The following is a 24,740-nucleotide window of genomic DNA, read 5'->3' as shown; positions in this document are numbered from 1 at the left end:
ATGACCGCACGTGCCGTGTATGCCGCTGCCTGCTTTTGAGGGTGCGCGATCGTGGATCGCGTGGTTGCCGGGTTTATCCTTCCTTCGTCACCATGGCGCCTTCGTCCTGACGCCGTTTCACTATAGACGGTGCTTCCCGCGCTGCAAGCCATAAGCCGCGCGCGAGTGCGGCCGCATCAGCTCATCCAGTTGCCGCCATCGACGTTGATCGTCTGCGCGGTGATGTAATCCGAGTCCGATGACGCCAGAAAGAGCGCCGCGCCAGTCAGATCGGCGGGCAGCCCCATGCGCCCGAGCGGCACTTCCTCGCCGACGAGCCGCTTCTTCTCACCGAGCGGCCGGTTCTCGTAGCGCGCGAAAAGCGCGTCGACTTCCTTCCACATCGGGGTATCGACGACGCCCGGCGCGATGCCGTTCACGTTGATGCGCTCCTTCGCGAGCGCAAGCGCTGCCGATTGCGTATAGCTGATGACCGCCGCCTTGGTCGCGCAGTAATGCGACACGAGCGCCTCGCCGCGCCGCCCGGCCTGCGACGACATATTGATGATCTTGCCGCCGCGCCCCTGCTCGACCATGCGCTTCGCGACCGCCTGCATCAGGAAGAACATGCCTTTCACATTGACCGCGTAGAGGCGGTCGTAGACGTCCCAGGATTCGTCGAGGATCGGGCGCATGTCGAAGAGCGCCGCGTTGTTGAAGAGAATATCGACGCCGCCGAACTGCTCGACGGTCCGCGCAACGATGCGCTCGATATCTTCGCGTCGCGTGACGTCCGCCTTGAGCGCGAGCACGCGCGCGGCGACGTCCGCGAAACGCTGCGCCATGTCGTGCTCGTCTTTCACGTCGACGGCGACGATCTGGGCGCCTTCCTCCAGATAGCGCCGCGCAACCGCTTCGCCGATGCCGCTCGCAGCGCCCGTGATGATCGCGACCTTGTCTCTCAATCTCACCGATGTCTCCGATAGCTTTGAATCGCTACTCGCCCGAGCGAACGCTCTGCGAATGAACAATTGCTCTCTCTTTGATCGAATGATCGGCGTTGCGCGTGATCGTGTCAAGGCATCGGCACGGGTTTCGATGTTGCGGCGCGCAAATGGCCGGCGGTGCTGGGGAAAACCCGTCTGGCAGGGGCAAACGAGCAAGGAGCGTACCGCGCACAACGTCAGATTACAGATAAATAATCCCGGTCCAAGCCTTTCCTTATTATCGGTCAGGCTAAATATCAATCAAACGCGATCATTGGATATATCTTTCATAAATAAGCATCACGCAATCTTCCTTGTCCTGAAATTAATCCATTTACACAACACAGGACAGATTATGAGAGCTACAAAATTTTGCGGACTAAATCCATTTTAGAAACTGCTTAGTTATGCTTTAATCACCCACATTGATCGCAACCCGTGAAAACACAGATTCACGCTTTGCCACTAGAAGCGCCCTATCGAGTGCTCAAAAAAGGAGACGCATCATGTTGTCTAGAATCAGCAATTTCAATTCAGTACAAACGCAATTGCGCGTAAGAACAAAAACATCGCTTGTAATGCGTTCGGCCTCCAGCCTCGTGGTCCAACGAGAATCGAGCGACGATCACCCGCGCCTGAGCTCATTTCGTCGCGTCGCGGCTGGGTAAAGGACACAGCAGTCTTTGTTGCCGCGAAACGGCTAGTTCGCATAGACCTGGGATTTCATGCCGATCTTGCTCGAAATGCCAACTCGCATGCAAGAAATCCCAAAGAGTGAATTACCGATGGAGATTTGGGGCCGCGAACCGGCGCCACTGGTCTGTCCGCCTAGAGATTCCCGACTCAGACGACGCTAAAAGTGCCGCCCTATTTATTAAGGCATTTTCCGCGCGAGAGCGCTCAACTCAACTGATATTTGCCATGACATTCTCATTTGTCGCCACTCCGAATGCGGCCCGACCGCTTACGGCTTCTCTGGCGGATTTACGACGTCAAGGAGACCTCCTCGAAATTTCGGGCTGGCAATTCTGGTTAAAAAGATGGCGCGGCACCCATCAATCGGAAATCATGCATGTCGAAAACAATCAGACTCACGTGTTAATCGGACGCCCGACCAACGCGGACGAACTGCGCTCGGTCGCGACCATGGTTACCGCGGAAGCGCTGTCGGCGAATATCGTTCAAATCCTGGTGATACTTCTCGAAGCCTACGGGGATGCAATCCTTTCCCTCGTCGAAGGGCCGTACACCCTTCTGACCTTCGGGCCGCGAGGCAAGCTGACCGTCGCCACGGACGCGCTCGGCCTGCAGCCCGTTCACGTAGTGCGCGGCCGCGCATTGTGGGTGACCTCCGAACTCAAGAATGTTGGCCTGTGCGGGCCGGGCGAATTCGATTTCCTGCCCGAGAACGAGGTCATCGCGCACGACGATCGGGCGGATAAGTTTCTGCCCATTCGCAACGCAGAGCGCATCCGGCCGGGATCAGTCTGCCAATTCGGTTTCGACGGACGTGGTCATTCGATGATCAACGCACGCCAGTATCTGACGCTCAGGCTCGCGACGCCCCAGCGACTGAAACGCGAGCACGCGCGACAACTGACCTATTCGTTGCTTTCAGCGTCAGTGAAAAGCGTCACGGATACGAGCGGCCCGGTTTCGATTCCCCTGTCCGGCGGCTTGGATTCGAGCATGGTGACAGCGATCGCCGCACGGCATCGACCGCAAATCAGCACGTTCGCGATTGGCACCGGCACAAGTAATGAATTTGCGTTTGCGCAGACGGTGGCGCGCCATGTCGGCACCACACATCGCGAGCTGACTTTCAGCGACGACGCGATCCTGCGAGGGGCCCACGAAGCCATTTACTACAACGAGATATTCGACGGCTTGTCGGCCGAAATCCAGGCCAGTCTCCTGTGTCTGTACAGGTCGCTGGAGAACACGGGCGGTCGAATCGTCACGGGCTACGGCTCGGATCTGCTGTTCGGCGGCGTTCTGAAGGCCGGCAGCGCGCCCAATGACGCAAATGCCGAACTATGGCGGCAAGTCTATCGGACGCGCTGGACCGGTGAGTTTTCTCAATACGGCGCCAATCAATACGGCCTCGAAGTTCACCATCCGTTCTGGACGACGCGTCTCATGACGTTCGCGCTCAACCTCGCGCCGGAGATGAAGGTTTCGGATGACGAAGTCAAAGTCATGCTGCGGGAATGCGCCGCAGAGAACGCGCTGCTTCCGGAGGAGATCGTCTGGCGACGCAAGATCGGGATCCACGAAGGGTCTTCCGTCAACAGCATCTTCGCGGCCCACATTGGCGTCGAAACAACCGACTACGCGGCAAAGACGAAATACACCTATCGCAAGTATCGGGCGTATCTGTCCGGCGAAGACGCGCCGCCCGACGCGGAAACGCACACGCATTAACGTTACGTCAACAGGAGAAGATCGATGTCGCTGGTCATGGAAACCAATGTACGAGGCGTCCGCGTCGTGACGCTGAATCACGCGAGCCGAATGAATCCGTTCAGCGCTGAACTCGAAAGCAGCATCAAGACGGCGCTCGCGCGAGCGAACGCCGACCCCTCCGTCACCGCCGTCGTCGTGACAGGCGGCCCGGACCGCTCGTTCAGTGCAGGTGGTGACTTCAACGAAGTGAAGCTGATGAAGGGCGGCGAGGAGGTCGACCGCTGGATCGACAGAATCACGAATCTGTATTCGAGTGTCCTGTCTGTCGACAAGCCCACGGTCGCGGCCATCGATGGTTACGCCATCGGCATGGGTTTTCAGTTCGCGTTGATGTTCGATTGGCGGCAAGCCGCGAGGTCGGCGGAATTTCGCATGCCGGAGTTGAAGCATGGTATCGGCTGCTCGGTGGGTGCAGCGATATTGCGGCACGCCGTAGGCTATTCGAGCATGCAGGAAATCGTATTCGCGTGCGAATCGATAGACGCGGAGAAGGCCATGACCTATGGCATCGTGAACCGGCTATCGACGCCCGAACAACTATTGCGCGACGCCATCGCTCGTGCGGAAGAGATGGCGTCGTACCCGCAAGTCCCCTATCGCGCGACCAAGCAAATCATCGTGCAAAGCATGCGCGAGGTGCTGTTGCAATCCGCCGATGCATCCAAGCGCGTTCACAAGGCCGCTTTCTCGGCCCGCAGTCCGCACGCGCATTTCGCACGCGTGCTCGGTGAAAGCGAAGTAAGCATGGATGTCCAATGAAAGACCGTGATTTCATTTCACTGCCATTGAGTGATGCCTCGCCGATGCCGCGCGGTTTCAGAACCTTCGTCGCCTCCGCTGGAATCAAGGATGCGTCACGCGACGTCGCCGTGATGTTCAGCGACGTTCCGTGCGCGGTGGCCGGCGTCTACACACGCAGTCACTTTGCCAGCCCGGCGGTCCGAGCGTCGCGCCGGCAACTGATCCATGGCTCGGCGCGGGCGTTGCTGGTTGTCTCCAAGAACGCGAACGTCGCGACCGGCCCGCAGGGAGTAGCGGATCTGGACTCGCTCATACGCCGCTTGTCCGGGCAACTCGCCATTGCTCCCGACGAAGTGCAAAGCGCCGCGACGGGTGTCATTGGCAGACGACTGCCCGTTGACAAGATTGCGCAGGCGCTGCCCTCCGATCGGGACCGATTGACCGCGCCGGCCGACTTTCGCGCCTTCGCGGAAACGATCATGACCACGGACACGACGCCCAAGGCGGTCTGCATTCCGGTTGGGAACAGTGTGCTCGTAGGAGTAGCGAAGGGCGTCGGAATGATCGAACCGGACATGGCAACGCTGCTCGTGTACTTCTTCACCGATGCGCAAATCGCCCAGCCCATCTTGCAGTCGAGTCTTGCCTCGGTCATCGACGAGACGTTCAACTGCATCACGGTCGATTCGGATACGTCCACCAGCGACAGTTGTGCGATCTTCGCGAACGGACTTGCCGGTCCGGTCGACGCCGACGCCTTCAAACACGCCTTGGTCGATGCGGCTTCGCACCTCGCGACGATGGTCATGGGCGACGGCGAGGGCGTGACCAGGATCTTCAAGGTCATCGTCGAACGGGCTGAATCGGCAACGGTCGCCAAGGCGATCGCGAAGTCGATCGCTAACTCTCCATTGGTCAAGACAGCCATTCACGGCAATGACCCTAACTGGGGCAGAGTCGCGATGGCCATTGGCAAATGCGATCGCAACTACCGTATCGATCCGGAACGCACACGCATTTCGATTTGCGGCATCCGCGTGTACCCGTCATCAGGCGAAGCGGATGTCCTTGCGGTACGCGAATCGATGCGCAGCTCGCGACATCTGGATATCCACGTTGACCTGGCTATCGGCGACGGGCGCGCCGAGGTGCTGGGATGCGACCTGTCGCCCTCGTATGTCGAGTTGAACAGTCATTACACCACGTAGTTGCGTTTCACCATTCCGCTGACTGCGGCGGCGCGCCGCCGCATTCGCCGGGATCTTCGGAAAAACCCTCCCACCTCCAGATAGGAGAAGCAAGTGGATACACGTGTACGTCTATTCGAGAAACAATCGCTATTGCCTTCGGGATTCGGGGCATTGATGAATCGAGACGCCTTTATGGGCGCCGATCCGCAGAAGATCAAGGAGATCCTGAAGGAAAAGGGTTTCGTGCTGATCAGGGATCTAGATCTTCAGAAGCAGGATTTTCTGAAGCTTTATTCGAGTTACGGCAATATCGTCGCGTACGTGAATGAGCGCGAAAAGGTCGGCTACGGCTACCGGGATACGCTCGAACTCGACGGCGACAAGAAAAAAATCGTCACCGGGCGTGGTCAGTTACCGTTTCATGCGGACGGCGGCCTGCTGCTGAGCCAGGTCGATCTGGTCTTCCTCTACGGCGCGCGGATCCAGAATATGAAGTTCCGCGGAGCAACCCTCGTGACCGATCACGTTCTCGCAGTGGACGAGATGCCGGCTCACCTGCGCGAAGTGCTCGAACACGAGACCTTTGAAGTGCGCGTCACCGAGCGCGGGTACTACGTTGACGTGTCACCGGACGGCTGGTTCAAGGTGCCTGTCTTCACCGATCTCGGATGGGTCAGGAAGATGCTGCTCTATTTCCCCTTCGATGAAGGCCAACCTGCAAGCTGGGAACCTCGCATTGCCGGCTTCTCGCCCTATGAGACTCAAAAGTTCTTCACCGAACTGTCGAGCTTTTTCAAGAATCCGCGTTATACCTATACGCATTACTGGAAAGAAGGCGATCTGCTGATCACGGACAACCGCCGAAGCATTCACGAGCGCGAGGAGTTCAACGACTCGGCCATCGAACGCGTCCTGTGGCGCGGACAGACGGCTGAGACGGCCACGGGCGGCCCGGTCCGCGACGTCGCACTGGGCTAAGCACCCGGCTGGTTCCACAACAGCGTCTCATCCGCCATGGATGTGACGCTGTATTATTTTGTCATCCAAATCAATTTTGCATTTTTACATGCGACGATTTGATGCGTGCAGGCCTCGCCAGGCTGCGTTCGCGCGGTGACTCGTTAGTTTGGAGGAGACAGTGGAAACAATCAGCTTCATGGACAATCTTGTTCGGGTGGAACATCCTTCGTCGAAGGTCGTTCAATTGACCCTGGACGGCGCAACCTCGAGTAACTTCCTGGATGCGGATTCGCGGCGAAAAGCCGTCCGCGCGATCGAGGCCGCGGGACGCGACCCCGAGATCGCATCGTTGATCCTTTCGGGTCCTGCCGACGCGTCGTTCTGCGCCGGCGGAGACGTCCGGGACGTCGGCGGAATCCGATGCGAAAACGATGTCGATGCCTGGTTGGACAGCATCGTCGCGCTCTACCTTGCGTTGCTCAATTGCCCTAAACCCATCGTCGCGGCCATTCAGGGCGAGGTAAAGGGGCAAGGCCTGCAGCTTGCCCTGCTCTGCGATATTCGAGTCGCGGCATACGGCGCGCAATTCGCCGAGCCGGAACTCACGCAAGGCGTGGGATGCGCGGTCGGCGCGACGATCCTTCGACACTTCGTCTCGTATGGCGTGGCCACCGAAATGATCTACGGCTGTCGCGAAATCGGTGCGATTGCCGCCATGGAATACAACCTGATCAATTCGGCAGTGCGTGACCAGGACCTGACGCCCACCGCACTGCACTGGGCACAGAGGCTCGCCGGCTATTCGCCGCAGGCCTTCGCGCACACGAAGCGCATCGTCGCGCGCGACATGGTCGAAGAACTGAAGTCGTGTCTTCCGGCTGCCCGGCACATGTACAAGAAGTTGCTCTGCGCAGACAGCATATGATGCGCCTGCCCGCAGCGGGCCCTACTTCGACCCTGCGGTGTCTGCTGTACGCCGCGCTCTGCTCATTACTTCTGCAGGCGCCCCAGGAGACCTTGGCTCAACCAGCATCGTGCCCGCTCGAAAGCAGGCTGCTACGAAGCGTCGTCACCCGCGCGGACATAGAGAATGCGATCGCGTTTCGCTTGAGCGAACAAAGACCGAAAAGGCCGCTCTCTGACGGCGATGCTGCTTCGCTCAATGAGCAAGCCGACCGATCGATGCCGAACGAGATGCGGTTCGATATCGGAGCTGCATACCTGACAGGCGAGCACGCGAGGAAGGACTCGAAGCGAGCGTTCGCCTGGTTCCTGAGCGCCGCGGAACACGGTGACGTGGAAGCCGCGATGATCGTCGCCCACCTTTATGCGTCCGGCACCGGCACATCCGAAAATTGTCAGGAAGCCGTGAAATGGTTCTGCCACGCAGGCGACAGCGGCATTGAAGAAGTCAAGTATGCGATGGGAGCTCACTGCTCGCTCGCCCCGGAACGAAACGCTCGTTCGCCGCTTACCCGTTGAACATTCCGAAATCATGAGACTTTGGCATACAGCGCTGCTGCTCACGGCCGCACTCTTCGCTGCATCGAAACATTCCGGCGCTGCAACTCCGGCATCGACCCCGCACGCGACCAGGACGGTTCAATCGTCGCATCCGCCCTACGTCGCCAGCGTCGCCGATGGGCGGCTCATCTCGATCAGTTTGCCGCCTCAGCAGTTGAAGCTCGACATGAATGCCGCCAATTCGATTGCGTCCGAAACCGGCGACTTCAAGCCCGCCCGCTACGCCTTTCCCGATGCTCGAGTTCCACAGTCGTTGCTGTCGCACCTGACCGGAATCTATGCCTATGACCGCCGCCGGGACGTGCCCATTGTTTCCTCGGGCGGAGACTGGGTCGTCGCAGAATACTTTCGGGCCGGCTCGCATATTCCGGTGTCGCGCTTTCAGTTGCTGGGCAAACAGGTTCAAAGGCAGGAGCAACTGGATCAAGCGGGCAAGACAGTGAAGATCATCGAGGTCGGCTGGGCACGTGCATCTTCCATGGGCGACAGTGATGGTTCTGAACTGTCCCCGCTCGACGAGAACCCGGCATGGATCCGCGTCTTCAAAGTGTTGCCTGGCAAAAAAAGGCAACTCGTCGCGTTGGCGTGGAGAAAGACACGCTTTACAAGCGCGCCCGACACCTATGATGAGCCGAAAGATAGCGAGCTCGCCTATGGTTTGCCGAACGGCGTAGTGAAGTGGCACACCATGCCAGAGTTTGTCCGGGCCGAGAATATCGATCTTGACGCCAGAAGTCTCGCGGGCAATCCGCGTCGCATGTGACGTGTCGGGACATGAACCTGCTACTTCGCATTCTCAGGTTTCAGGTGGTGCCGCTTGCAGCGCTGTGCGTCGCTCACCCGACTCTTGGGGGCTCAGCGGTCGACCGATCATCTGCCGAGCGCGCTACGTCAACACCCATACCTAACCACTACTACGTCGGCAGGAAAGGCGACGCGTATGAGTATGCGAAGGTGCCAGGCGGCGACGGAGTCGACGCGCAGAGCCTGGTGTTGGTCTGGTACGTGGGCAGGAGCAAGGACAACGAACCTGTCATCCGTTATCAGGATGGCGCGAGCAGCGGAACGTTAAGTTGTTTCGACAACTGCCAGTTCGTACGCGGCACGACCTTGATCGGCAACAAGCTCGTCCACACCGGCCGCATTCGCGTAACGAACGATCCGCTCATCTACGCGATCATGCATGACGCGCGCGCCGGCCGACTGAGCTACTCAGCGAAATGAATCAGGAAATCACAACCCATGAATATTGCGAAAATGAGATGGTGTTTGCCTCTTGTATCCCTGTTGTCATTTCTGACATGCTCCGAAGGCATGGCAGCCTGCGTTCGAGGATTCGATAAAGACATCACGCTGCAAGGCGACCTCGCGATCATCCGAAAGACCGGTCTGATCTGGAAAAGATGTGCTGTCGGCAGGGAATGGGACAAGAATAAGCAACGATGCGCCGGTCAGCCAGCGGGTCTGAGTCAGGACGAAGCACGACGGGCTGCGCGACGAGCGGGGCCAGGATGGCGCGTTCCCACGGGACGTGAAATGGACACGCTTCGCGTGAATTCGTGCAAGGGGCCAAAGATCGATGCGAGAGCGTTTCCGGATGTCGCACTATCTGACTTCGGCGAAGGCGCAAAATTCTGGACCTCGACGGCAGCCATGCCCGGCACGTACTATTACTTCAATCTCACGGACGGCTCCATCGATTTTCACAGCGCAGGCTTCACACTGTCCGTGCTTCTGGTCCGCAGCGTGGAAAGTCAAATACGATAAGCGCGTGGCCACTTTCGTCGAAGGTAGTCTCCGTCGCGCTTCGCAGTAGCGTTCGCGCGACCATCGCAACAATATTGCTCGAAAATCCTTTCCTTCTGCTCCGAGTTCAGCGAGTCGCGAGTTGAGGCACCCTTCTAGCGGCTCGATGTGATACATTATATCATCTCAACCTCTCTCGACGTCCGTTGTTGCGCGTCGGGACGTAGACATCCTCGAATGCGCCGCCCCGGTGGCCGATCTGACATGACCGCATCCCTCGAATCCATTCTGGCGCGCGCCGAAGCCCTCGCCATCGAACGCGGCGTCGCACTCACGCCGCTGCGCCGCCAGGTCTACGAACTCGTGCTGAAGGCGCACAAGCCGATCGGCGCCTACGACCTCATCGACGTCATGGAGCCCAAGCGCGGCGCGCGCGTGCCGCCGACCACGGTGTATCGCGCGCTGGATTTTCTCGTCGAGAACGGCTTCGTGCATCGCATCGAATCGAAGAACGCGTTCGTCGCGTGCTGCGACGCGGGCACGCCGCACGAAAGCCAGTTCCTCATCTGCGATGAATGCGGCGCCACGCTCGAAATCCAGGGCCGCGAACTCGCTTCGTCGCTCTCGGCAAGTCCGCCCGCGCATGGCTTTCAGGTGCATCACCAGGTCGTCGAACTGAGCGGCCTGTGCGCCGACTGTCAGAAAAAGCATCGCGGCGCCTGAAGCGCTTCGCATCGAGAACACTACAACCCGAGGAACCCGATGAAATTCGCGCACGTCCTGACCTGCCTCGCCCTCACGCTCGGCTTTTGCAACGCGGCAACGGCGCAGACCGCGCGCGTGCCGGTCGTCGCGGCGGAGAACTTCTACGGCGACGTCATCCGCCAGCTCGGCGGCGATCGCGTGCAGGTGACGAGCATCCTCAGCAATCCCGACGAAGATCCGCATCTCTTCGAAGCGAGCCCGAAAACCGCGCGCGCGTTGCAGCATGCGGCGCTCGTCGTCTATAACGGCGCGGACTACGATCCGTGGATGGACAAGCTGCTCTCGGCATCGAAGAGCAATGACAAGCGCACGGTGATCGTCGCGGCGAAGCTCGTCGGCAAGAAGTCCGGGGACAATCCGCATCTCTGGTACGACCCGGCGACGATGCCCGCCGTCGCCAAAGCGGTGAGTGCGTATCTCGCGAGCGCGGACCCGTCGCACAAGAGCGACTACGACGCGCGCCTCGCGACTTTCCTCGATTCGATGAAACCCATCGACGCCAGCGTCGCACAGATGAAGGCACACTACAAGGGCGTGCCCGTGACGGCAACCGAGCCGGTGTTCGGCTATATGGCCGATGCGATCGGCTTCGAGATGCGCAACCAGCGCTTTCAACTGGCGTCGATGAACGAGACCGAGCCGAGCCCCGCCGATATCGCCGCGTTCGAAAAGGATCTGCGCGAGCGCCGCGTGCACGTTCTCATCTACAACAGTCAGGCGACCGGCGCGCTGACGAAGCGTCTGCTCAACGTCGCGAAGGACGCGCATGTGCCGAGCATCAGCGTGACAGAGACCTTGCCCGCGAAGAAGACGTATCAGCAATGGATGCAGTCGCAACTCGACGCGCTCGCGGGCGCACTGCAAGGATGGCAACGATGAACGCCGCCGCACCCACGCAGGCCGCGCTGGAAGTCAATCGCGTGACGCTCGCGCTCGGCGGGCGCGAGATTCTCAACGACACGAGCTTCACGGTACGCAACGGCGAGTTCATCGGCGTGCTCGGGCCGAACGGCGCGGGCAAGACCACGCTGATGCGCGCGCTGCTCGGGCTCGTGCCGGTCAAGAGCGGGACGATCCGCGTGAACGGCGAAGCGGTCGAGCGTGGCAATGCGTCGATCGGCTATATGCCGCAGATTCGCACGGGACTCGCCAACCGGCGCGTGCTGGGACGCGATTTCGTCGCGATGGCGGCGGACGGGCATCGCTGGGGTCTGCCACATCGCAATGCGCAGATTTGCGCGGATGTCGAACGCGTGCTCGATCTCGTCGGCGCGCATCAGCTGGCTTCGCGACCGCTCTCGGAGCTGTCGGGCGGCGAGCGTCAGCGTCTGCTGCTCGCGCAATGTCTGCTCGGCAATCCGCGTCTGCTGCTGCTCGACGAGCCGCTCATCAGCCTCGATCCGCGCCATCAGACGGGTGTCGTCGAACTCGTTCGGCGCGTGCAGCGTGAGTTGAACATCACCGTGCTGTTCTCGGCGCACGAACTCAATCCGCTTTTGAATTCGCTCGATCGCGTGCTGTATCTCGGCAGCGGGCGCGCGGCGCTCGGCACCGTCGATGAAGTCATCTCCAAACCCGTGCTGTCGCGTCTGTATGGATCGCCCATCGACGTGATGCGCGTGAACGGCCGCATCTTCGTGATGTCGGGCGATGTCGAAATCGACAAGCTCGATCACGCGCACGAGGAAGGCGAAGAGCATGAACACGAGCATGAGCATGATCACGCGCATGAGCACGGTCACGGTCACAGCCACATCAAATAGAAAGCACAATGTTCGAATACGACTTCATGGTGAATGCATTCGCGGCGTCGGGGATCGTCGCGGTGCTGGCGGGAATCGTCGGGTATTTTCTGGTGCTGCGCGGGCAGACCTTCGCGGGTCATGCGCTATCGCACGTCGGCTTCACCGGCGCGACGGGCGCGGTGCTGCTCGGCGTGTCGCCGCTCTGGGGGATGGTCGGCTTCACGCTCGCGGCGGGCGTCGGCATGGGCGCGCTCGGCGAGCGGCTCTCGGGCCGCGATGTGGCGATCGGCGTGATTCTTTCGCTATCGCTCGGGTTCGGGCTGCTGTTTCTGCACTTCTTCACCGCGTATGCGACGCAGGCTACGGCGCTGCTCTTCGGTAACGTGCTCGGCGTGAGTCATGAGACGCTCGTGGTGCTGGCTGGCCTCGCGGTCGTGAGCCTCGGCGCGCTCGGGTTCATCATGCGGCCTTTGCTGTTCGCGTCGTTGCAGCCGGAGCTTGCGGAGGCCAAGGGCGTGTCGTTGCGGCTCGTTTCCGTGCTGTTTCTTGCCATTACCGCGCTGGCGGTTGCGGCTTGCACGCAGATCGTTGGGGTGCTGCTCGTCTTCGCGTTGATGGTCGGTCCTGCGGCCGCGGCGCAGAATGTGACGACGCGGCTGTCGTCAGGGTTGATCCTCGCGGCGCTGTTCGCGCTCGGGCAGGCGTGGATCGGGCTCGCGCTCGCGTATTACACGGACTGGCCGACGAGCTTCTGGATCACGATGTTGGCCGCGCTGGTGTATGGCGCGAGTTTGCTTGGGCGGCGCGGGCATTGATGCGGTTGGCTTGGGCTGCTACGGACCAAGCCAACCAGATCCTTCACCGACACAGCACCTTCGCATGATGCGCGACATGCTCACCCACGAAAGTCGCGATGAAGAAATACCCGTGGTCATAACCTTCGTGCCGACGCACGATCACATCATGCCCCGCTTCCCGTGCGTTGCGCTCGAAAACCTCCGGATGCAACTGCTCGGCAAGAAACTGATCCGCCAGCCCCTGATCGATCAGAATCCCGCCTTCGAAGCGCGAGGCTGCATCCCCCTTGATGAGCTCGCTCGCATCGTATTGCTTCCACGTCTCGCGATCATCGCCGAGATAGCCCGAAAACGCCTTCACGCCCCACGGACACTGCGACGGCGCCGCAATCGGCGCGAACGCCGACACTGATCGATACAGCTCGGGATTGCGCAACGCGAGCACGAGCGCCCCATGCCCGCCCATTGAATGCCCGAAGATGCCGATACGATCCTCGCGCACCGGCAACTCCGCCAGCACCGTCTCACGCAATTCCCGCGTCACATACGAATCCATGCGATAACGCCGCGCCCACGGCTCACGCGTCGCATCGACATAAAAGCCCGCGCCGACGCCGAAATCCCACGCGTCTTTCTCACCCGGAATATCCGCCCCGCGCGGGGATGTGTCCGGCGCGATCAGCGCGATGCCGTGCTCGGCCGCGTAACGCTGCGCGCCCGCCTTGATCGGAAACGTCTCCTCGGTGCAGGTAAGGCCGGCGAGATAAAACAGCGCCGGCACCTTTTGCGACGCGGCCTCCTTCGGCAAGAAAACGGAAAAGCGCATCGGCAAACCGATCGTCTGCGAATCGTGACGATAGATGCGCTGCACGCCGTCGAAGCAACGGTGTTCTTCCACGAGCTCCAGCATCGACTTCTCCTCGCTCAATAGATGACGACGGAACGGATCGATTCGCCCTTCTTCATCAGGTCGAAGCCATCGTTGATCTGCTCCAGCTTGAGATGATGCGTGATCAGATCGTCAATATTGATCTTGCCTTCCATGTACCAGTCGACGATCTTCGGCACATCGGTGCGCCCACGCGCTCCGCCGAACGCCGAGCCTTTCCACTCGCGCCCCGTCACGAGCTGGAACGGGCGCGTGCTGATCTCCTCACCCGCCGCCGCCACGCCGATGATGAACGACTGCCCCCAGCCCTTGTGCGTGCATTCGAGCGCCTGACGCATCAGCTTCGTGTTGCCGACGCATTCGAACGAGTAATCCGCGCCGCCATCGGTCAACTGCACGATATGGTCGACGACGTTCTCGACTTCCTTCGGGTTGATGAAGTGCGTCATGCCGAACTTCTTCGCAAGCTCGACGCGTCCCGGATTGATATCGACGCCGATGATCTTGTCCGCGCCGACCATCTTCGCGCCCTGAATCACATTCAGGCCGATGCCGCCGAGCCCGAACACGACGACATTCGCGCCCGCTTCGACCTTCGCCGAATACACGACGGCGCCCACGCCCGTCGTCACGCCGCAGCCGATGTAGCAGATCTTGTCGAACGGCGCGTCTTCACGCACTTTCGCGACCGCGATCTCCGGTACAACGATGTAGTTCGAAAACGTCGACGTGCCCATGTAGTGAAAGAGCGGCTTGCCATCGAGCGAAAAGCGCGAGGTCGCGTCGGGCATCAGGCCTTTGCCTTGCGTCGAGCGGATCGCCTGACAGAGGTTCGTCTTGCGCGACAGACAGAACTTGCACTGGCGGCATTCCGGCGTGTAAAGCGGAATGACGTGATCGCCCTTTTTCAGCGTGCCGACGCCCGGTCCGACATCCACGATCACGCCCGCGCCTTCATGTCCGAGAATCGCCGGGAAGATGCCCTCCGGGTCCGCGCCCGACAGCGTGTAGTAGTCGGTGTGGCAGATGCCCGTCGCCTTCACTTCGATCAGCACTTCACCCGCGCGCGGGCCTTCGAGATCGACTTCCTCGATCGTCAACGGCTTGCCGGCTTCCCATGCGATTGCTGCTTTCGTCTTCATCAATTAGCTCCCAAGGTTGTGAAAGTGTCAGCGCACGACGTTCAGGACTTCGTAGCATGCGCCCATCGTGTGATAGTCGACCTTGCCGGCCGGGCTCTTTTCGTCGCTGTACTGGCGGTTGTCGCGCGTGAGGATGCGATACCACGCGCCCCACTTGTGATCGACGAAATGCTCCCAGCTATAGGCCCACAGGCGATCGTAATCGTTCCAGTAACGCACGGCGAGCGCGGCGTCGCCATCGCGTTGCGCGTGGTCCGCGAGCAGCGCCGCCGCCGCGAGCGATTCGGCCTGAACCCAGAAATATTTGTCTTCGTCGTAGAACTTGCCGTCGGGATCGAAGCCGTAGACCATGCCGCCGTGCTCGTGATCCCACGACAGTTCCAGCGCGCGGTCGAACAGCTCGCGCGCACGCTTCGCATGCCACGCCTCGGGACGATGACGGTCGAGAATCAGCAGCAGCTTCGCCCATTCCGTCTGGTGTCCCGGCTGAAAGCCCCACGGCCGGAAGATGTTGCTGCGATCGCCCTTGTTGTAGTCCCAGTCGATCGACCAGTCCGGCTTGTAGTGTTCCCACACGAGGCCGCCCGCGAGCCCGGCCTGACGGTTCACCATGTTGTCCGCGAGCAAGGCCGCGCGATCGAGATAGCGCGCTTCGCCGGTCGCTTCGAACGCGGCGAGCAGCGCCTCGCAGGTGTGCATGTTCGCGTTCTGCCCGCGATAGTCGGACACCTGCCAGTCCGCGCTCGTTTCGTCCTTGTAGAGTCCGTGCGGCGCATCCCAGAAGCGCGTTTCCATCAGGTCCCAGGTTTCGTCGAGATACGCGCGGGCTTCGTCGAATCCGGCTTCGACCGCCTTCGCATACGCGAGCACGACGAACGCGAGGCCATAGCAATGATTGGTCGCATCGGTGACGTCGCGACCGTTCAGCGTCCACGCATAGCCGCCGGTCTGCGGATTGCGATGAAACTCGCGCAGATAGTCGATGCCGTGCGCCACGCCGCCGCGATATTCATCGAGCCCGAAGTGCTTGTACGCCATCGCGTAGTTGAAGACGAAGCGCGTGCTCGATACGAGATGACGCGAAGTACGGTCGTAGATCGTGCCGTCGTTCTTGTAGAAGTGGTAGAAGCCGCCCGCCGGGTCCATGCAGTGCGGGTGATAGAAGGTCATCGTGCGCAGCGCGTGATCGCGCAGGAACGCGCGCGAGCGGAAATCGGGATGTGACGGCGAGGGTGCGGACATGGCTGAGGTCGATGTTGTCGTGACGAAGCGAGCTTCAGTTACCGCTCATATGAAGCGTCGCTTCATACTGCCCGACGCGAATGGCATCGGGATCAAAGGTACGAAAGTTTAAGCGGACTCGCGCTTCACTGCGAACCAGTCTTCGGCACGCCTGTACAGATCGATGAAGCGTGCGAGCCGTTCGTCGAGCGATGGGTTCGCGCGCGGCGTCGCGGCGAGCGTCGCCGTGGGTGCGAGCGATGCGAGATCGTCCATGCGCCAATGGCCCGCCGCGATGCCGCCGAGCAGCGCCGCGCCGCGTGTGGCCGCGTTCGGGCAATCGACGGCGTGCAGCTCGACGCGCAGTGCGTCGGCCAGCAACTGACGCCAGCGCGGATCGACGGAGCCGCCGCCCGCGAGCAACATCGAATCGAGTGCGCCGCCGTTGGCGCGTGTCGCGTCGAGTCCCGCACGCAAGGCGAATGCCACGCCTTCGAACGCGGCGCGCATCATCGTGCCGCGCGTGTCGTCGAGGCCCAGACCGAGCCAGCCGCCGCGCGCGTTGGGGTTCATCCACGGAGAACGCTCGCCGCTCAGATACGGCAGAAAGCTCACGGACGCGCTCGCGTCGGCGGTGAAGGCGTCGTCGTAGGCTTCGGGCCACGATGCATGGCCGAGCCAGCCGCGCACCGCTTCCAGCGCGACGCCGACGTTCTGCATCGCCGCCATGCGATACCACGCGCCGGTCGCGGCACGATACGTGTGCAGACCGTGCACCGGCGCGGGCGCTCGCGCACACATCACGACGATCTGGCCGCCCGTGCCGGTGGTGAGCAGCGCGTCGCCATCGGACGCGAGGCCGCTGCCGAGCGCGGCGCACGGCGTATCGCCCGCGCCGACGGCCATCGGAATGCCCGCGCGCAGGCCGAGTTCCGCCGCCGCTTCCGCCGACAGCACGCCGCCGCTTTCATGCGATGCCGCGAGCGGCGCAAACCACGCGCGCGGCAATCCGAGTGTGTCGATGAGCGCATCGTCCCAATCGCCCGATGGCAAGGCGAGCGCGGTGGCGCATGCATCGGATGCATCGGTGACGAACATGCCGCCGAGCTTCACGCGCAGCCAGTCCTTCGGCTGGAGCGCCCAGCGCATGGCGGCCGCGGTCTGCGGTTCGTTCAGCGCAAGCCAGCGCAGCAACGGCCCGGCCATGCCGGGCGCGACCGGATTGCTCTGCGGGCCGGGCCACGTGTCGAGCAGATCGCGGGCGCGCGTGTCGGGCCAGAGCATGGCGGCGCGCAACGCGCGGCCATCGGCGGCGGCCGGCACGACGCCGTGCATCTGCCCGGAAAAGCCGATCGCGCACACCGCTTCGCGCTCGTTCGCGGGCAGGCGCGAGGCGGCGTTGACGAGCGCCGAATACCACGCATCGACGGTCGTTTCGGCCCATCCGGGCTGCGCGCTGGTCACCGCATAAGCCGCGCTCGACGCTGCGGTTTCGCGACCGTCGCCGTCGACGATGGCGAGTTTCAGGGAGCCCGTGCCGAGATCGATGCCTAAAAAACGCATGGAATATCGAGTCTGAAAAGACGTTAGGGAAAACGCGTAAAACCGGGGTTTACCCCGCCGTCACGCGATGAACACGAAAAACGGACTATACGCGCGGCGTGATGCACATCATAACGACCACCCGAAGACCGCGGCCTTCCGTCACACGACGAATTTCGCGCGATATGCGTCAAACCCCTTGTGGCCGGGGCCTGCGGCCGTTTGCACCACCGATGGCGCGCGCAACCCATATCGGCGGGCGAACGCAACGTATAGCGCCGCGTGGTCTTGTTCGCGCCTTTTAATGCACTTAACTTGGAGGCCAATCAAATGGAAGGCGATAAAGGAGAGAGACATGGCTTCAAGTTCAGTGAAACCGTCCGTGCACCCGTGCGACGAACGGCTGCCCGCCGGACAACTGCTCACGCTCGGCATACAGCACGTTCTCGTGATGTACGCGGGCGCGGTCGCGGTGCCGCTGATTCTCGGCGCCGCGATGGGCCTGCCCAAAGACCAGGTCGCGTTCCTCATCAGCGCCGACTTGTTCTCGTGCGGCGTCGCCACCCTGATCCAGACGCTCGGCCTCTGGATCTTCGGCATCCGGCTGCCGGTCATCATGGGCTGCACGTTCGCCGCCGTCGGCCCGATGGTCGCGATCGGCACGAATCCCTCGCTCGGCATTCTCGACGTGTTCGGCGCGACCATCGCGGCGGGCGTGATAGGCATTCTGCTCGCGCCGATGATCGGCAAGCTGCTGCGCTTCTTCCCACCGGTCGTGGTCGGCACGGTGATCGCGGTGATCGGTCTTTCGCTGATGGGCGTCGGCATCAACTGGGCGGCTGGTGGCATCGGCAATCCTGATTACGGCAATCCGGTGTATCTGCTGCTCTCGCTCGTGGTGCTTTCGCTGATTCTGCTCATCAACAAGTTCGCGCGTGGGTTCATCGCGAATATTTCGGTGCTGCTCGGGATCGTCGTGGGGTTTGTCATCGCCGCGACGCTCGGCCACGTGAACATGGATGGCGTCGCGAGCGCGCCGTGGGTCGGCATCGTGCTGCCGTTCCACTTCGGCATGCCGCATTTCGATGCGCTCTCCGTCGCGACGATGGTCATCGTCATGTTCGTCACGTTCATCGAATCGACGGGCATGTTCCTCGCGGTCGGCGATCTCGTCGAGCGTCCGGTCGATCAGAAAGCGCTCGTGCGCGGTCTGCGTGTGGATGGTCTGGGCACGCTGATCGGCGGCATCTTCAACTCGTTCCCGCATACGTCGTTTTCGCAGAATGTCGGGCTGATCGGCGTGACGGGCGTGAAGAGCCGTTTCGTCTGCGCGACGGGCGGCGTGATTCTGGTCGCGCTCGGTCTCTTTCCGAAGATGGCGCAGGTGGTGGCTTCGGTCCCGCCGTTCGTGCTCGGCGGCGCGGGCATCGTGATGTTCGGCATGGTGGCGGCGAACGGCATCAAGACGCTGTCGCGCGTGGACTTCTCGAAGAATCAGCACAACCTGTTCATCGTCGCGGTGAGCGTGGGGATGGGCATGGTGCCGGTGGTCGCACCGAAATTCTTCACGCAACTGCCGCACGCGCTCGAGCCGATTCTTCACAGCGGGATTCTGCTGGCTTCGGTGTCGGCAGTGGTTTTGAACATCGTGTTCAATGGCGTTCGAAAGGAACGCGAGGCGCGGCGTGACGCGCGTGAGGCAGCGCATGAATTCGAAGGCGCGGCTCATGCGGGCGACGCGCATTGAGGAAGTCGTAACCCTGGAAGTGTTTGCTGGATGCTTGCGTTGGGCGCCGCGGTGAGAGCCGCGGCGTTTTTTTTGTTTTGTGTCGCAAAGGTGTTTCGCGGTGGCAGGGTACGGTCAGGACGGATATACTGACTGTGCCTCGCAAAGCTTCATGGCGTCGTCCCACACTTGGCAATCAGAGCCTCTGTTGTCGTGACGTCTGCGGGGCATTTTCTTTTCTGCTCCCACAGCAGCAGTCCTCGCCTCTTCCAGACTTCTTCGATTCCCACGAAATCCTTCGCGTAGATGCTTGCGATCACGTTGCATACTTTGCGACCGAGCAACTTTCCAGGATGCAGGGCAACGATCACCGGCAACTCGACTGGACGAACTTCGAAAGTAACGATGACTGCCCCGCCCGCAGTGTCGGATCGATAGACGGCCTTCGGCTGAGCGATTGTGTCGTACAAGCGCTCCAACATCGGTCGGGTGATGCCGTGATCGAAATAGCACCGGCGGCGTTTCGCCGACAACGACGATGCGGCCATGCTCTGTGTTTCCCGCCATGTTCGCCTGCATGACCCTGTCGAGCAGATTCTGGTAATTCGAGTCTTCCATGGCGGTACCGGGAACGCCTCGAGCGCGAAAATCCTACCCTCGAGGCGTCGCCTCATATCAAGAATCCGCCGCCCGCGGCACATCCCCCGTCCGCTCGATCCACCCGCCTCCCAGCGCCTGATACAGCGCCACGAGATTGGCCAGCCGCTGCGTCCGCGCCGAAATCAACGTCTGCTGCGCCGCATACAAATCCTGCTGCGCCGTCAACACGCCGAGATAGCTATCGACACCTTGCCGATAACGCAGCGTCGACAAATCCAGCCGCCGCTGCTGCGCAGCCGTATCACGCTCGAGCGCCGCGATCTGCTGATCGTACGTGCCGCGCGCGGCGAGCCCGTTCGCGACATCACTGAACGCCGACTGAATCGCCTTCTCATACTGCGCGACCTCGATCCGCTTCTCGATGTTCGCGAGATCCAGATTCGCAAGGTTCTGCCCGCCTTCGAAAATCGGCAATGTGATCGTCGGCGCGAAACTCCACGCCGCCGAGCCCGGCTTGAACAGCCCGCCGAGCGTCGGGCTCAGCGTGCCGAAGCTGCCGGTCAGCGAAATGCTCGGGAAGAACGCTGCCCGCGCCGCGCCGATATTCGCGTTCGCCGCCAGCAGATTCTGCTCGGCCTCCATGATGTCCGGCCGGCGCAGCAGCAGATCCGACGGCAGCCCCGCCGGAATATCCGTGAGCAGGTTCTGCCCGTCGAGCGGCATGCCGCCCGGCAGATCGTCCGGCATCGGTTCGCCGAGCAAAAGCACGAGCGCATTCACCGCCTGCGCCCTAGCACGCTCCTGCGCCTGCAGGTTCGCCGCCGCGCTTTCCATCACCGTGCGCGCCTGGCTCACGTCGAGCTCCGACGCCGTGCCGTTGTCGAACTGCAGCTTCACAATGCCGTAGGAATCGCTCGCGCTTTTGAGCGTCTGCCGCGTGACGGCGAGCAGGTCATCGGCTTGCAGCACTTGCAGATACTGCGTCGCCACTTGCGACACGAGCGAGATTTCCGTCGCCTTGCGCGCGTACGCCGTCGCGAAGTACTTCGCGAGCGCCTGATCCTTCAGGCTCTGCACGCGGCCGAACAGGTCAATTTCCCACGACGCGTTCAGACCCACCGAGTAAGTGTTCTGGATCGTCTGGTTGAAAAAGGACAGATCCTTCGGCGTGCGCTGCTTCGACTGGCCGGCCTGCGCGCCGAGCGTCGGAAACAGCTCGGAACGCGCGATGCGGTATTGCGCCTGCGCGGCCTGCACGTTGAGCATCGCGACGCGCAGATCGCGGTTGTTCTTCAGTGCGATGTCGATGAGCCGTTGCAGCCGCGCATCGACGAAAAAGTCGCGCCAGCCGATATCCGCCGCGGCCGCGCCATCCGCGCTGCGCGCGCCGCCATTCGCCGCGACGGGCTGCGTCGCATATACGCCGTCCGTCGGGAAACTCGCCGATACCGGCGCGGCGGGGCGTTCGTACTTCGGCACCATCGTGCAGCCGGTCGCCAGCATGGCGATGGCCGTTGCAATCAAGGAAAGTCTACACATGTCAGTGTCCTTCGTTGCCCTGTTGCGCACGCCGCTGCGTTTCATAACGAGCAAGCGCGGCATCCGTGTCCTCCTTGTCGCTACCGAAGCGCGCGCGCACGACGACGAAGAACATTGGCACCATGAAGATGGCGAGGAAAGTCGCGGTCACCATGCCGCCGATCACGCCCGTGCCGATCGCGTGCTGGCTGCCCGAGCCCGCGCCGTTGCTGATCGCGAGCGGCATGGTGCCGAGAATGAACGCGAGCGAGGTCATCAGAATCGGCCGCAGACGCAGGCGCGCCGCTTCCAGCGCCGCTTCGATCGGCCCCATCTTTTGCGAGAGCTGGAGATCGCGCGCGAACTCGACGATCAGAATCGCGTTCTTCGCCGATAGCCCGACCGTGGTGAGCAAGCCGACCTGGAAGAACACGTCGTTCTCCAGTCCGCGCAGCGACACGGCGAGCAATGCGCCGATCACGCCGAGCGGCACGACCATGATCACGGAGAACGGAATCGACCAGCTCTCGTACAGCGCCGCGAGACACAGGAACACGACGAGAATCGAAATGCCGTAGAGAATCGGCGCCTGCGAGCCGGACTGGATCTGCTGATACGACAGCCCCGTCCACTCATAGCCGATGCCGGCCGGCAGCTTCGCCGCGAGCGCTTCCATCGCGGCCATCGCCTGGCCGGTGGATTTGCCCGGCGTCGCGACGCCCTGGATTTCGATCGACGACAAACCGTTGTAGCGCTCGAGCTTGGGCGAGCCGTAGCTCCATTCGGTCGTCGCGAACGACGAGAACGGCACCATCGAACCGGACGCATTGCGCACGTACCAGCTATTGATGTTCTCCGGCGACATGCGGAACGGCGCATCGCTCTGCATGTAGACCTTCTTGATGCGGCTGTCGGTATCGAGGAAGTTGTTCACATACTTCGATGCCCACGCGATCGAGAACGTCTGGTCGATCATCGACGGATCGACGCCCTGCGCGATCGCCTTCTGGCGGTCGATGCTCACCTTGAACTGCGGTGCGTCGTTCAGTCCGTTCGGTCGAACCTGCGCGAGGGTCGGGTCCTTCGCGGCCATGCCGAGCAGCATCGCGCGCGCCTGCATGAGCTTTTCGTGCCCGAGACCGGCGCGGTCCTGAAGCTCGAAGTCGAAGCCCGAAGCCGTGCCGAGTTCCGGAATGGACGGCGGATTCACCGGGAACACGAGCGCGTTCTTGTAGCCTGCGAACGTGCCGTAAGTGCGGCCTACCAGCGCCTGGACCTTCTCGTTGGCGCTCGTGCGCTGCTTGAAGTCCTTCAGCCGCACGAAGACGAGGCCCGAGTTCTGGCCATGACCCGCGAAACTGAAGCCGTTCACCGTGAATACCGACTCGACGACGGCGCTTTCCTTCTTCAGCAGATAACCCGCGACATCGTCCAGCGCGCGCTGCGTCATTTCCTGCGTGGCCCCGGCGGGTGTGGCCACCAGCACGAACATCGTGCCCTGGTCTTCATCCGGCAGGAACGCCTTCGGCAGGCGCGTGAACAACATGCCGACCGCGACGATGATCACCAGATAAATGATGAGCCAGCGCCCCGAGCGTTTGATGACGTGCGCCACGCCGCCGTGGTACTTCGCCTGGCTCTTCGCGAAGGTGCGGTTGAACCAGCCGAAGAAGCCCGTCTTCTTCTCCTCGTGCCCCTTCGGATGCGGCTTCAGCATGGTCGCGCACAGCGCCGGAGTGAGGACCATCGCGGTGAGGACGGAAAGGCCCATCGCCGAGACGATCGTCAGCGAGAACTGACGGTAGATCGCGCCGACCGAGCCGCCCGTGAACGCCACCGGCACGAACACCGCCGCGAGCACCAGCGCCACGCCGACGAGCGCGCCGGTGATCTGGCTCATCGCCTTTTTCGTGGCTTCCTTCGGCGAAAGCCCTTCTTCCGTCATCACGCGCTCGACGTTCTCCACCACCACGATGGCGTCGTCCACCAGCAGGCCGATCGCGAGCACGAGGCCGAACATCGACAGCGTGTTGATCGAGAAACCAGCCGCCCCCATGATCGCGAAGGTGCCGAGCAGCACCACCGGCACGGCGATGGTCGGAATCAGCGTCGCGCGCAGGTTCTGCAGGAACAGATACATCACGAGGAACACCAGCACGATGGCCTCGAAGAGCGTCTTGATCACGTCGGCGATCGACTGCTTCACGAACGGCGTCGTGTCGTACGGGTACTTCACGACGACACCGTGCGGAAAGAACTTCGAAAGCTGATCGATCTTCGCGCGCACCGCGTTGGCGGTGGCGAGCGCGTTCGCGCCGGTCGCGAGCTGAATGCCGAAGCCCGCCGCCGGACGGCCGTTGTACTGCGTCTCGAAGTTGTAGTTCTCGCCGCCCAGACCGACGCGCGCGACATCGCGCAGGCGCACCTGCGAGCCGTCCTGGCTCACTTTCAGCAGCACGTTGCCGAATTGCTCGGGCGTGCGCAAAAGCGTCGCTTCGGTGATGGTCGCCTGCATCGACTGGCCGGGCACGGCGGGTACGCCGCCCAGCTGCCCGCCCGCGACCTGCACGTTCTGCGATTGCAGCGCGTTCTGCACGTCCACCGGCGTGAGGTTGTACTTGGTCAGCTTGTTCGGATCGAGCCAGATCCGCATGGCGTACTGCGAGCCGAACAGCGTCACGGTGCCGACGCCGTTCAGACGACTCACCGAATCCTGCACGTTCGACGCCACGTAGTTCGCGAGGTCGTCGCGCGTCATGCTGCCGTCTTCGGACACGAACGCCAGCACGAGCAGGAAGCTGCTGCTCGACTTGGTCACGCTGATGCCCAGCTGCTGCACGACCGCCGGCAGATTGGGCGTGGCGAGCTGCAGCTTGTTCTGCACCTGCACCTGCGCGATGTCGGCGTTGGTGCCGGCGGCGAAGGTCAGCGTGACGGTCGCAGTGCCGCTGTCATCGGATGTGGATGACAGATACAGCAGGTGATCCAGCCCGCTCATCTGCTGCTCGATCACCTGCGTGACGGTGTTCTCCACGGTCTGCGCCGACGCGCCGGGATAGTTGGCGGAAATCTGGATCGCGGGCGGCGCGATGGTCGGATACTGCGCGACCGGCAGCGTCGTGACCGACGCGAGACCCGCCAGCATCAGAATGATGGCGATCACCCACGCGAAAATCGGGCGATCGATAAAGAACTTGGCCATG

22 protein-coding genes are annotated in these 24,740 nt (G+C 61.9%); 14 read left to right on the top strand and 8 right to left on the bottom strand.

All coding sequences use genetic code 11. From position 1 onward, the window contains the following. Nucleotides 1-176 precede the first annotated feature (176 nt). Complete coding sequence (locus BTHE68_RS02535) at nt 177-950, bottom strand: L-iditol 2-dehydrogenase (RefSeq protein WP_162065005.1); 774 nt, start codon at nt 948-950, stop codon at nt 177-179. A gap of 936 nt (nt 951-1,886) precedes the next feature. Here BTHE68_RS02535 and BTHE68_RS02530 point away from each other — a divergent pair. The 13 genes from BTHE68_RS02530 to BTHE68_RS02470 all read left to right on the top strand — a co-directional run bounded on the left by BTHE68_RS02530 (nt 1,887) and on the right by BTHE68_RS02470 (nt 12,917). Then, a complete protein-coding gene (locus BTHE68_RS02530; RefSeq protein ID WP_162065004.1) occupies nt 1,887-3,389 on the top strand; it encodes an asparagine synthase family protein in 1,503 nt (500 codons plus the stop codon). Between the two features lie 24 nt (nt 3,390-3,413). Then, the gene (locus BTHE68_RS02525; protein WP_197919668.1) at nt 3,414-4,190 is read left to right on the top strand and encodes an enoyl-CoA hydratase/isomerase family protein; all 777 of its coding nucleotides are present in this window, start codon (nt 3,414-3,416) and stop codon (nt 4,188-4,190) included. Beyond that, complete coding sequence (gene argJ, locus BTHE68_RS02520; RefSeq protein ID WP_197919667.1) at nt 4,187-5,380, top strand: bifunctional glutamate N-acetyltransferase/amino-acid acetyltransferase ArgJ; 1,194 nt, start codon at nt 4,187-4,189, stop codon at nt 5,378-5,380. Before BTHE68_RS02525 ends, argJ begins: the two co-directional genes overlap by 4 nt. Before the next feature lie 93 nt (nt 5,381-5,473). Beyond that, nucleotides 5,474-6,340, top strand: coding sequence for a TauD/TfdA dioxygenase family protein (locus tag BTHE68_RS02515; protein ID WP_197919666.1), 867 nt, complete (start codon nt 5,474-5,476; stop codon nt 6,338-6,340). A 160-nt stretch (nt 6,341-6,500) separates the two neighbouring features. Beyond that, a complete protein-coding gene (locus tag BTHE68_RS02510) occupies nt 6,501-7,247 on the top strand; it encodes an enoyl-CoA hydratase/isomerase family protein (RefSeq protein WP_162065003.1) in 747 nt (248 codons plus the stop codon). Then, on the top strand, nt 7,244-7,804 hold the full coding sequence (locus BTHE68_RS02505; RefSeq protein WP_162065002.1) for a tetratricopeptide repeat protein: 561 nt from the start codon (nt 7,244-7,246) through the stop codon (nt 7,802-7,804). The genes BTHE68_RS02510 and BTHE68_RS02505 overlap by 4 nt, the downstream gene beginning before the upstream one ends. A 13-nt stretch (nt 7,805-7,817) precedes the next feature. Further along, on the top strand, nt 7,818-8,609 hold the full coding sequence (locus tag BTHE68_RS02500; protein WP_162065001.1) for a hypothetical protein: 792 nt from the start codon (nt 7,818-7,820) through the stop codon (nt 8,607-8,609). 11 nt (nt 8,610-8,620) lie between these two features. Further along, complete coding sequence (locus BTHE68_RS02495) at nt 8,621-9,070, top strand: hypothetical protein (RefSeq protein WP_162065000.1); 450 nt, start codon at nt 8,621-8,623, stop codon at nt 9,068-9,070. An 18-nt stretch (nt 9,071-9,088) separates the two neighbouring features. After that, complete coding sequence (locus BTHE68_RS02490) at nt 9,089-9,613, top strand: Lcl C-terminal domain-containing protein (RefSeq protein WP_162064999.1); 525 nt, start codon at nt 9,089-9,091, stop codon at nt 9,611-9,613. A gap of 243 nt (nt 9,614-9,856) precedes the next feature. Then, the gene (locus BTHE68_RS02485; RefSeq protein ID WP_061172936.1) at nt 9,857-10,315 is read left to right on the top strand and encodes a Fur family transcriptional regulator; all 459 of its coding nucleotides are present in this window, start codon (nt 9,857-9,859) and stop codon (nt 10,313-10,315) included. Between the two features lie 39 nt (nt 10,316-10,354). Beyond that, the gene (locus BTHE68_RS02480; RefSeq protein ID WP_162064998.1) at nt 10,355-11,236 is read left to right on the top strand and encodes a metal ABC transporter solute-binding protein; all 882 of its coding nucleotides are present in this window, start codon (nt 10,355-10,357) and stop codon (nt 11,234-11,236) included. Beyond that, nucleotides 11,233-12,120, top strand: coding sequence for an ATP-binding cassette domain-containing protein (locus BTHE68_RS02475; protein WP_502710564.1), 888 nt, complete (start codon nt 11,233-11,235; stop codon nt 12,118-12,120). The genes BTHE68_RS02480 and BTHE68_RS02475 overlap by 4 nt, the downstream gene beginning before the upstream one ends. A gap of 8 nt (nt 12,121-12,128) precedes the next feature. Continuing rightward, complete coding sequence (locus tag BTHE68_RS02470) at nt 12,129-12,917, top strand: metal ABC transporter permease (RefSeq protein WP_162064996.1); 789 nt, start codon at nt 12,129-12,131, stop codon at nt 12,915-12,917. Nucleotides 12,918-12,960: 43 nt separating this feature from the next. Here the strand turns inward: BTHE68_RS02470 and fghA are convergent, their stop codons facing one another. The 4 genes from fghA to BTHE68_RS02450 form a co-directional block, all read right to left on the bottom strand. Beyond that, nucleotides 12,961-13,809 carry an S-formylglutathione hydrolase gene (fghA, locus tag BTHE68_RS02465; RefSeq protein WP_162064995.1) on the bottom strand — a complete coding sequence of 283 codons (849 nt, stop codon included), beginning with the start codon at nt 13,807-13,809 and terminating at the stop codon, nt 12,961-12,963. Nucleotides 13,810-13,823: 14 nt separating this feature from the next. Then, nucleotides 13,824-14,930 (bottom strand): S-(hydroxymethyl)glutathione dehydrogenase/class III alcohol dehydrogenase, encoded by a 1,107-nt coding sequence (locus tag BTHE68_RS02460; protein WP_162064994.1) that lies wholly within the window; start codon nt 14,928-14,930, stop codon nt 13,824-13,826. Between the two features lie 27 nt (nt 14,931-14,957). Further along, nucleotides 14,958-16,172 carry an AGE family epimerase/isomerase gene (locus BTHE68_RS02455; RefSeq protein ID WP_162064993.1) on the bottom strand — a complete coding sequence of 405 codons (1,215 nt, stop codon included), beginning with the start codon at nt 16,170-16,172 and terminating at the stop codon, nt 14,958-14,960. Nucleotides 16,173-16,280: 108 nt separating this feature from the next. Continuing rightward, on the bottom strand, nt 16,281-17,714 hold the full coding sequence (locus tag BTHE68_RS02450; protein WP_162064992.1) for a xylulokinase: 1,434 nt from the start codon (nt 17,712-17,714) through the stop codon (nt 16,281-16,283). Between the two features lie 334 nt (nt 17,715-18,048). Here BTHE68_RS02450 and BTHE68_RS02445 point away from each other — a divergent pair, with 334 nt between their 5' ends. Next, nucleotides 18,049-19,440, top strand: a complete 1,392-nt coding sequence (locus tag BTHE68_RS02445; protein WP_162064991.1) for a nucleobase:cation symporter-2 family protein — start codon at nt 18,049-18,051, stop codon at nt 19,438-19,440. A 149-nt stretch (nt 19,441-19,589) separates the two neighbouring features. On the opposite strand, the gene BTHE68_RS02440 is transcribed toward BTHE68_RS02445, so the two are convergent. From BTHE68_RS02440 to BTHE68_RS02430, 3 genes are all read right to left on the bottom strand, one after another. Continuing rightward, the gene (locus tag BTHE68_RS02440) at nt 19,590-19,967 is read right to left on the bottom strand and encodes a MuF-C-terminal domain-containing protein (protein ID WP_162064990.1); all 378 of its coding nucleotides are present in this window, start codon (nt 19,965-19,967) and stop codon (nt 19,590-19,592) included. 127 nt (nt 19,968-20,094) lie between these two features. Next, nucleotides 20,095-21,558 carry an efflux transporter outer membrane subunit gene (locus tag BTHE68_RS02435; RefSeq protein WP_162064989.1) on the bottom strand — a complete coding sequence of 488 codons (1,464 nt, stop codon included), beginning with the start codon at nt 21,556-21,558 and terminating at the stop codon, nt 20,095-20,097. 1 nt (nt 21,559) lies between these two features. Then, nucleotides 21,560-24,739: an efflux RND transporter permease subunit gene (locus tag BTHE68_RS02430; RefSeq protein WP_162064988.1), complete on the bottom strand. Its 3,180-nt coding sequence runs from the start codon at nt 24,737-24,739 to the stop codon at nt 21,560-21,562. Nucleotide 24,740: the final 1 nt, after the last annotated feature.

This window comes from Burkholderia sp. THE68 (assembly GCF_009938265.1).
In the GTDB taxonomy this organism is placed as follows: Bacteria; Pseudomonadota; Gammaproteobacteria; order Burkholderiales; family Burkholderiaceae; genus Caballeronia.
This window is presented reverse-complemented; position numbering and strand designations above follow the sequence as displayed.

Excerpts from the sequence above, each read along its gene's own strand:
- BTHE68_RS02530 (WP_162065004.1), top strand. The coding sequence starts at position 1,887 with ATGACATTCTCATTTGTCGCCACTCCGAATGCGGCCCGACCGCTTACG.
- BTHE68_RS02525 (WP_197919668.1), top strand. The coding sequence starts at position 3,414 with ATGTCGCTGGTCATGGAAACCAATGTACGAGGCGTCCGCGTCGTGACG.
- argJ (WP_197919667.1), top strand. The coding sequence starts at position 4,187 with ATGAAAGACCGTGATTTCATTTCACTGCCATTGAGTGATGCCTCGCCG.
- BTHE68_RS02505 (WP_162065002.1), top strand. The coding sequence starts at position 7,244 with ATGATGCGCCTGCCCGCAGCGGGCCCTACTTCGACCCTGCGGTGTCTG.
- BTHE68_RS02500 (WP_162065001.1), top strand. The coding sequence starts at position 7,818 with ATGAGACTTTGGCATACAGCGCTGCTGCTCACGGCCGCACTCTTCGCT.
- BTHE68_RS02495 (WP_162065000.1), top strand. The coding sequence starts at position 8,621 with ATGAACCTGCTACTTCGCATTCTCAGGTTTCAGGTGGTGCCGCTTGCA.
- BTHE68_RS02490 (WP_162064999.1), top strand. The coding sequence starts at position 9,089 with ATGAATATTGCGAAAATGAGATGGTGTTTGCCTCTTGTATCCCTGTTG.
- BTHE68_RS02485 (WP_061172936.1), top strand. The coding sequence starts at position 9,857 with ATGACCGCATCCCTCGAATCCATTCTGGCGCGCGCCGAAGCCCTCGCC.
- BTHE68_RS02480 (WP_162064998.1), top strand. The coding sequence starts at position 10,355 with ATGAAATTCGCGCACGTCCTGACCTGCCTCGCCCTCACGCTCGGCTTT.
- BTHE68_RS02475 (WP_502710564.1), top strand. The coding sequence starts at position 11,233 with ATGAACGCCGCCGCACCCACGCAGGCCGCGCTGGAAGTCAATCGCGTG.
- BTHE68_RS02470 (WP_162064996.1), top strand. The coding sequence starts at position 12,129 with ATGTTCGAATACGACTTCATGGTGAATGCATTCGCGGCGTCGGGGATC.
- fghA (WP_162064995.1), bottom strand. The coding sequence starts at position 13,809 with ATGCTGGAGCTCGTGGAAGAACACCGTTGCTTCGACGGCGTGCAGCGC.
- BTHE68_RS02460 (WP_162064994.1), bottom strand. The coding sequence starts at position 14,930 with ATGAAGACGAAAGCAGCAATCGCATGGGAAGCCGGCAAGCCGTTGACG.
- BTHE68_RS02455 (WP_162064993.1), bottom strand. The coding sequence starts at position 16,172 with ATGTCCGCACCCTCGCCGTCACATCCCGATTTCCGCTCGCGCGCGTTC.
- BTHE68_RS02450 (WP_162064992.1), bottom strand. The coding sequence starts at position 17,714 with ATGCGTTTTTTAGGCATCGATCTCGGCACGGGCTCCCTGAAACTCGCC.
- BTHE68_RS02445 (WP_162064991.1), top strand. The coding sequence starts at position 18,049 with ATGGCTTCAAGTTCAGTGAAACCGTCCGTGCACCCGTGCGACGAACGG.
- BTHE68_RS02440 (WP_162064990.1), bottom strand. The coding sequence starts at position 19,967 with ATGGCCGCATCGTCGTTGTCGGCGAAACGCCGCCGGTGCTATTTCGAT.
- BTHE68_RS02435 (WP_162064989.1), bottom strand. The coding sequence starts at position 21,558 with ATGTGTAGACTTTCCTTGATTGCAACGGCCATCGCCATGCTGGCGACC.
- BTHE68_RS02430 (WP_162064988.1), bottom strand. The coding sequence starts at position 24,739 with ATGGCCAAGTTCTTTATCGATCGCCCGATTTTCGCGTGGGTGATCGCC.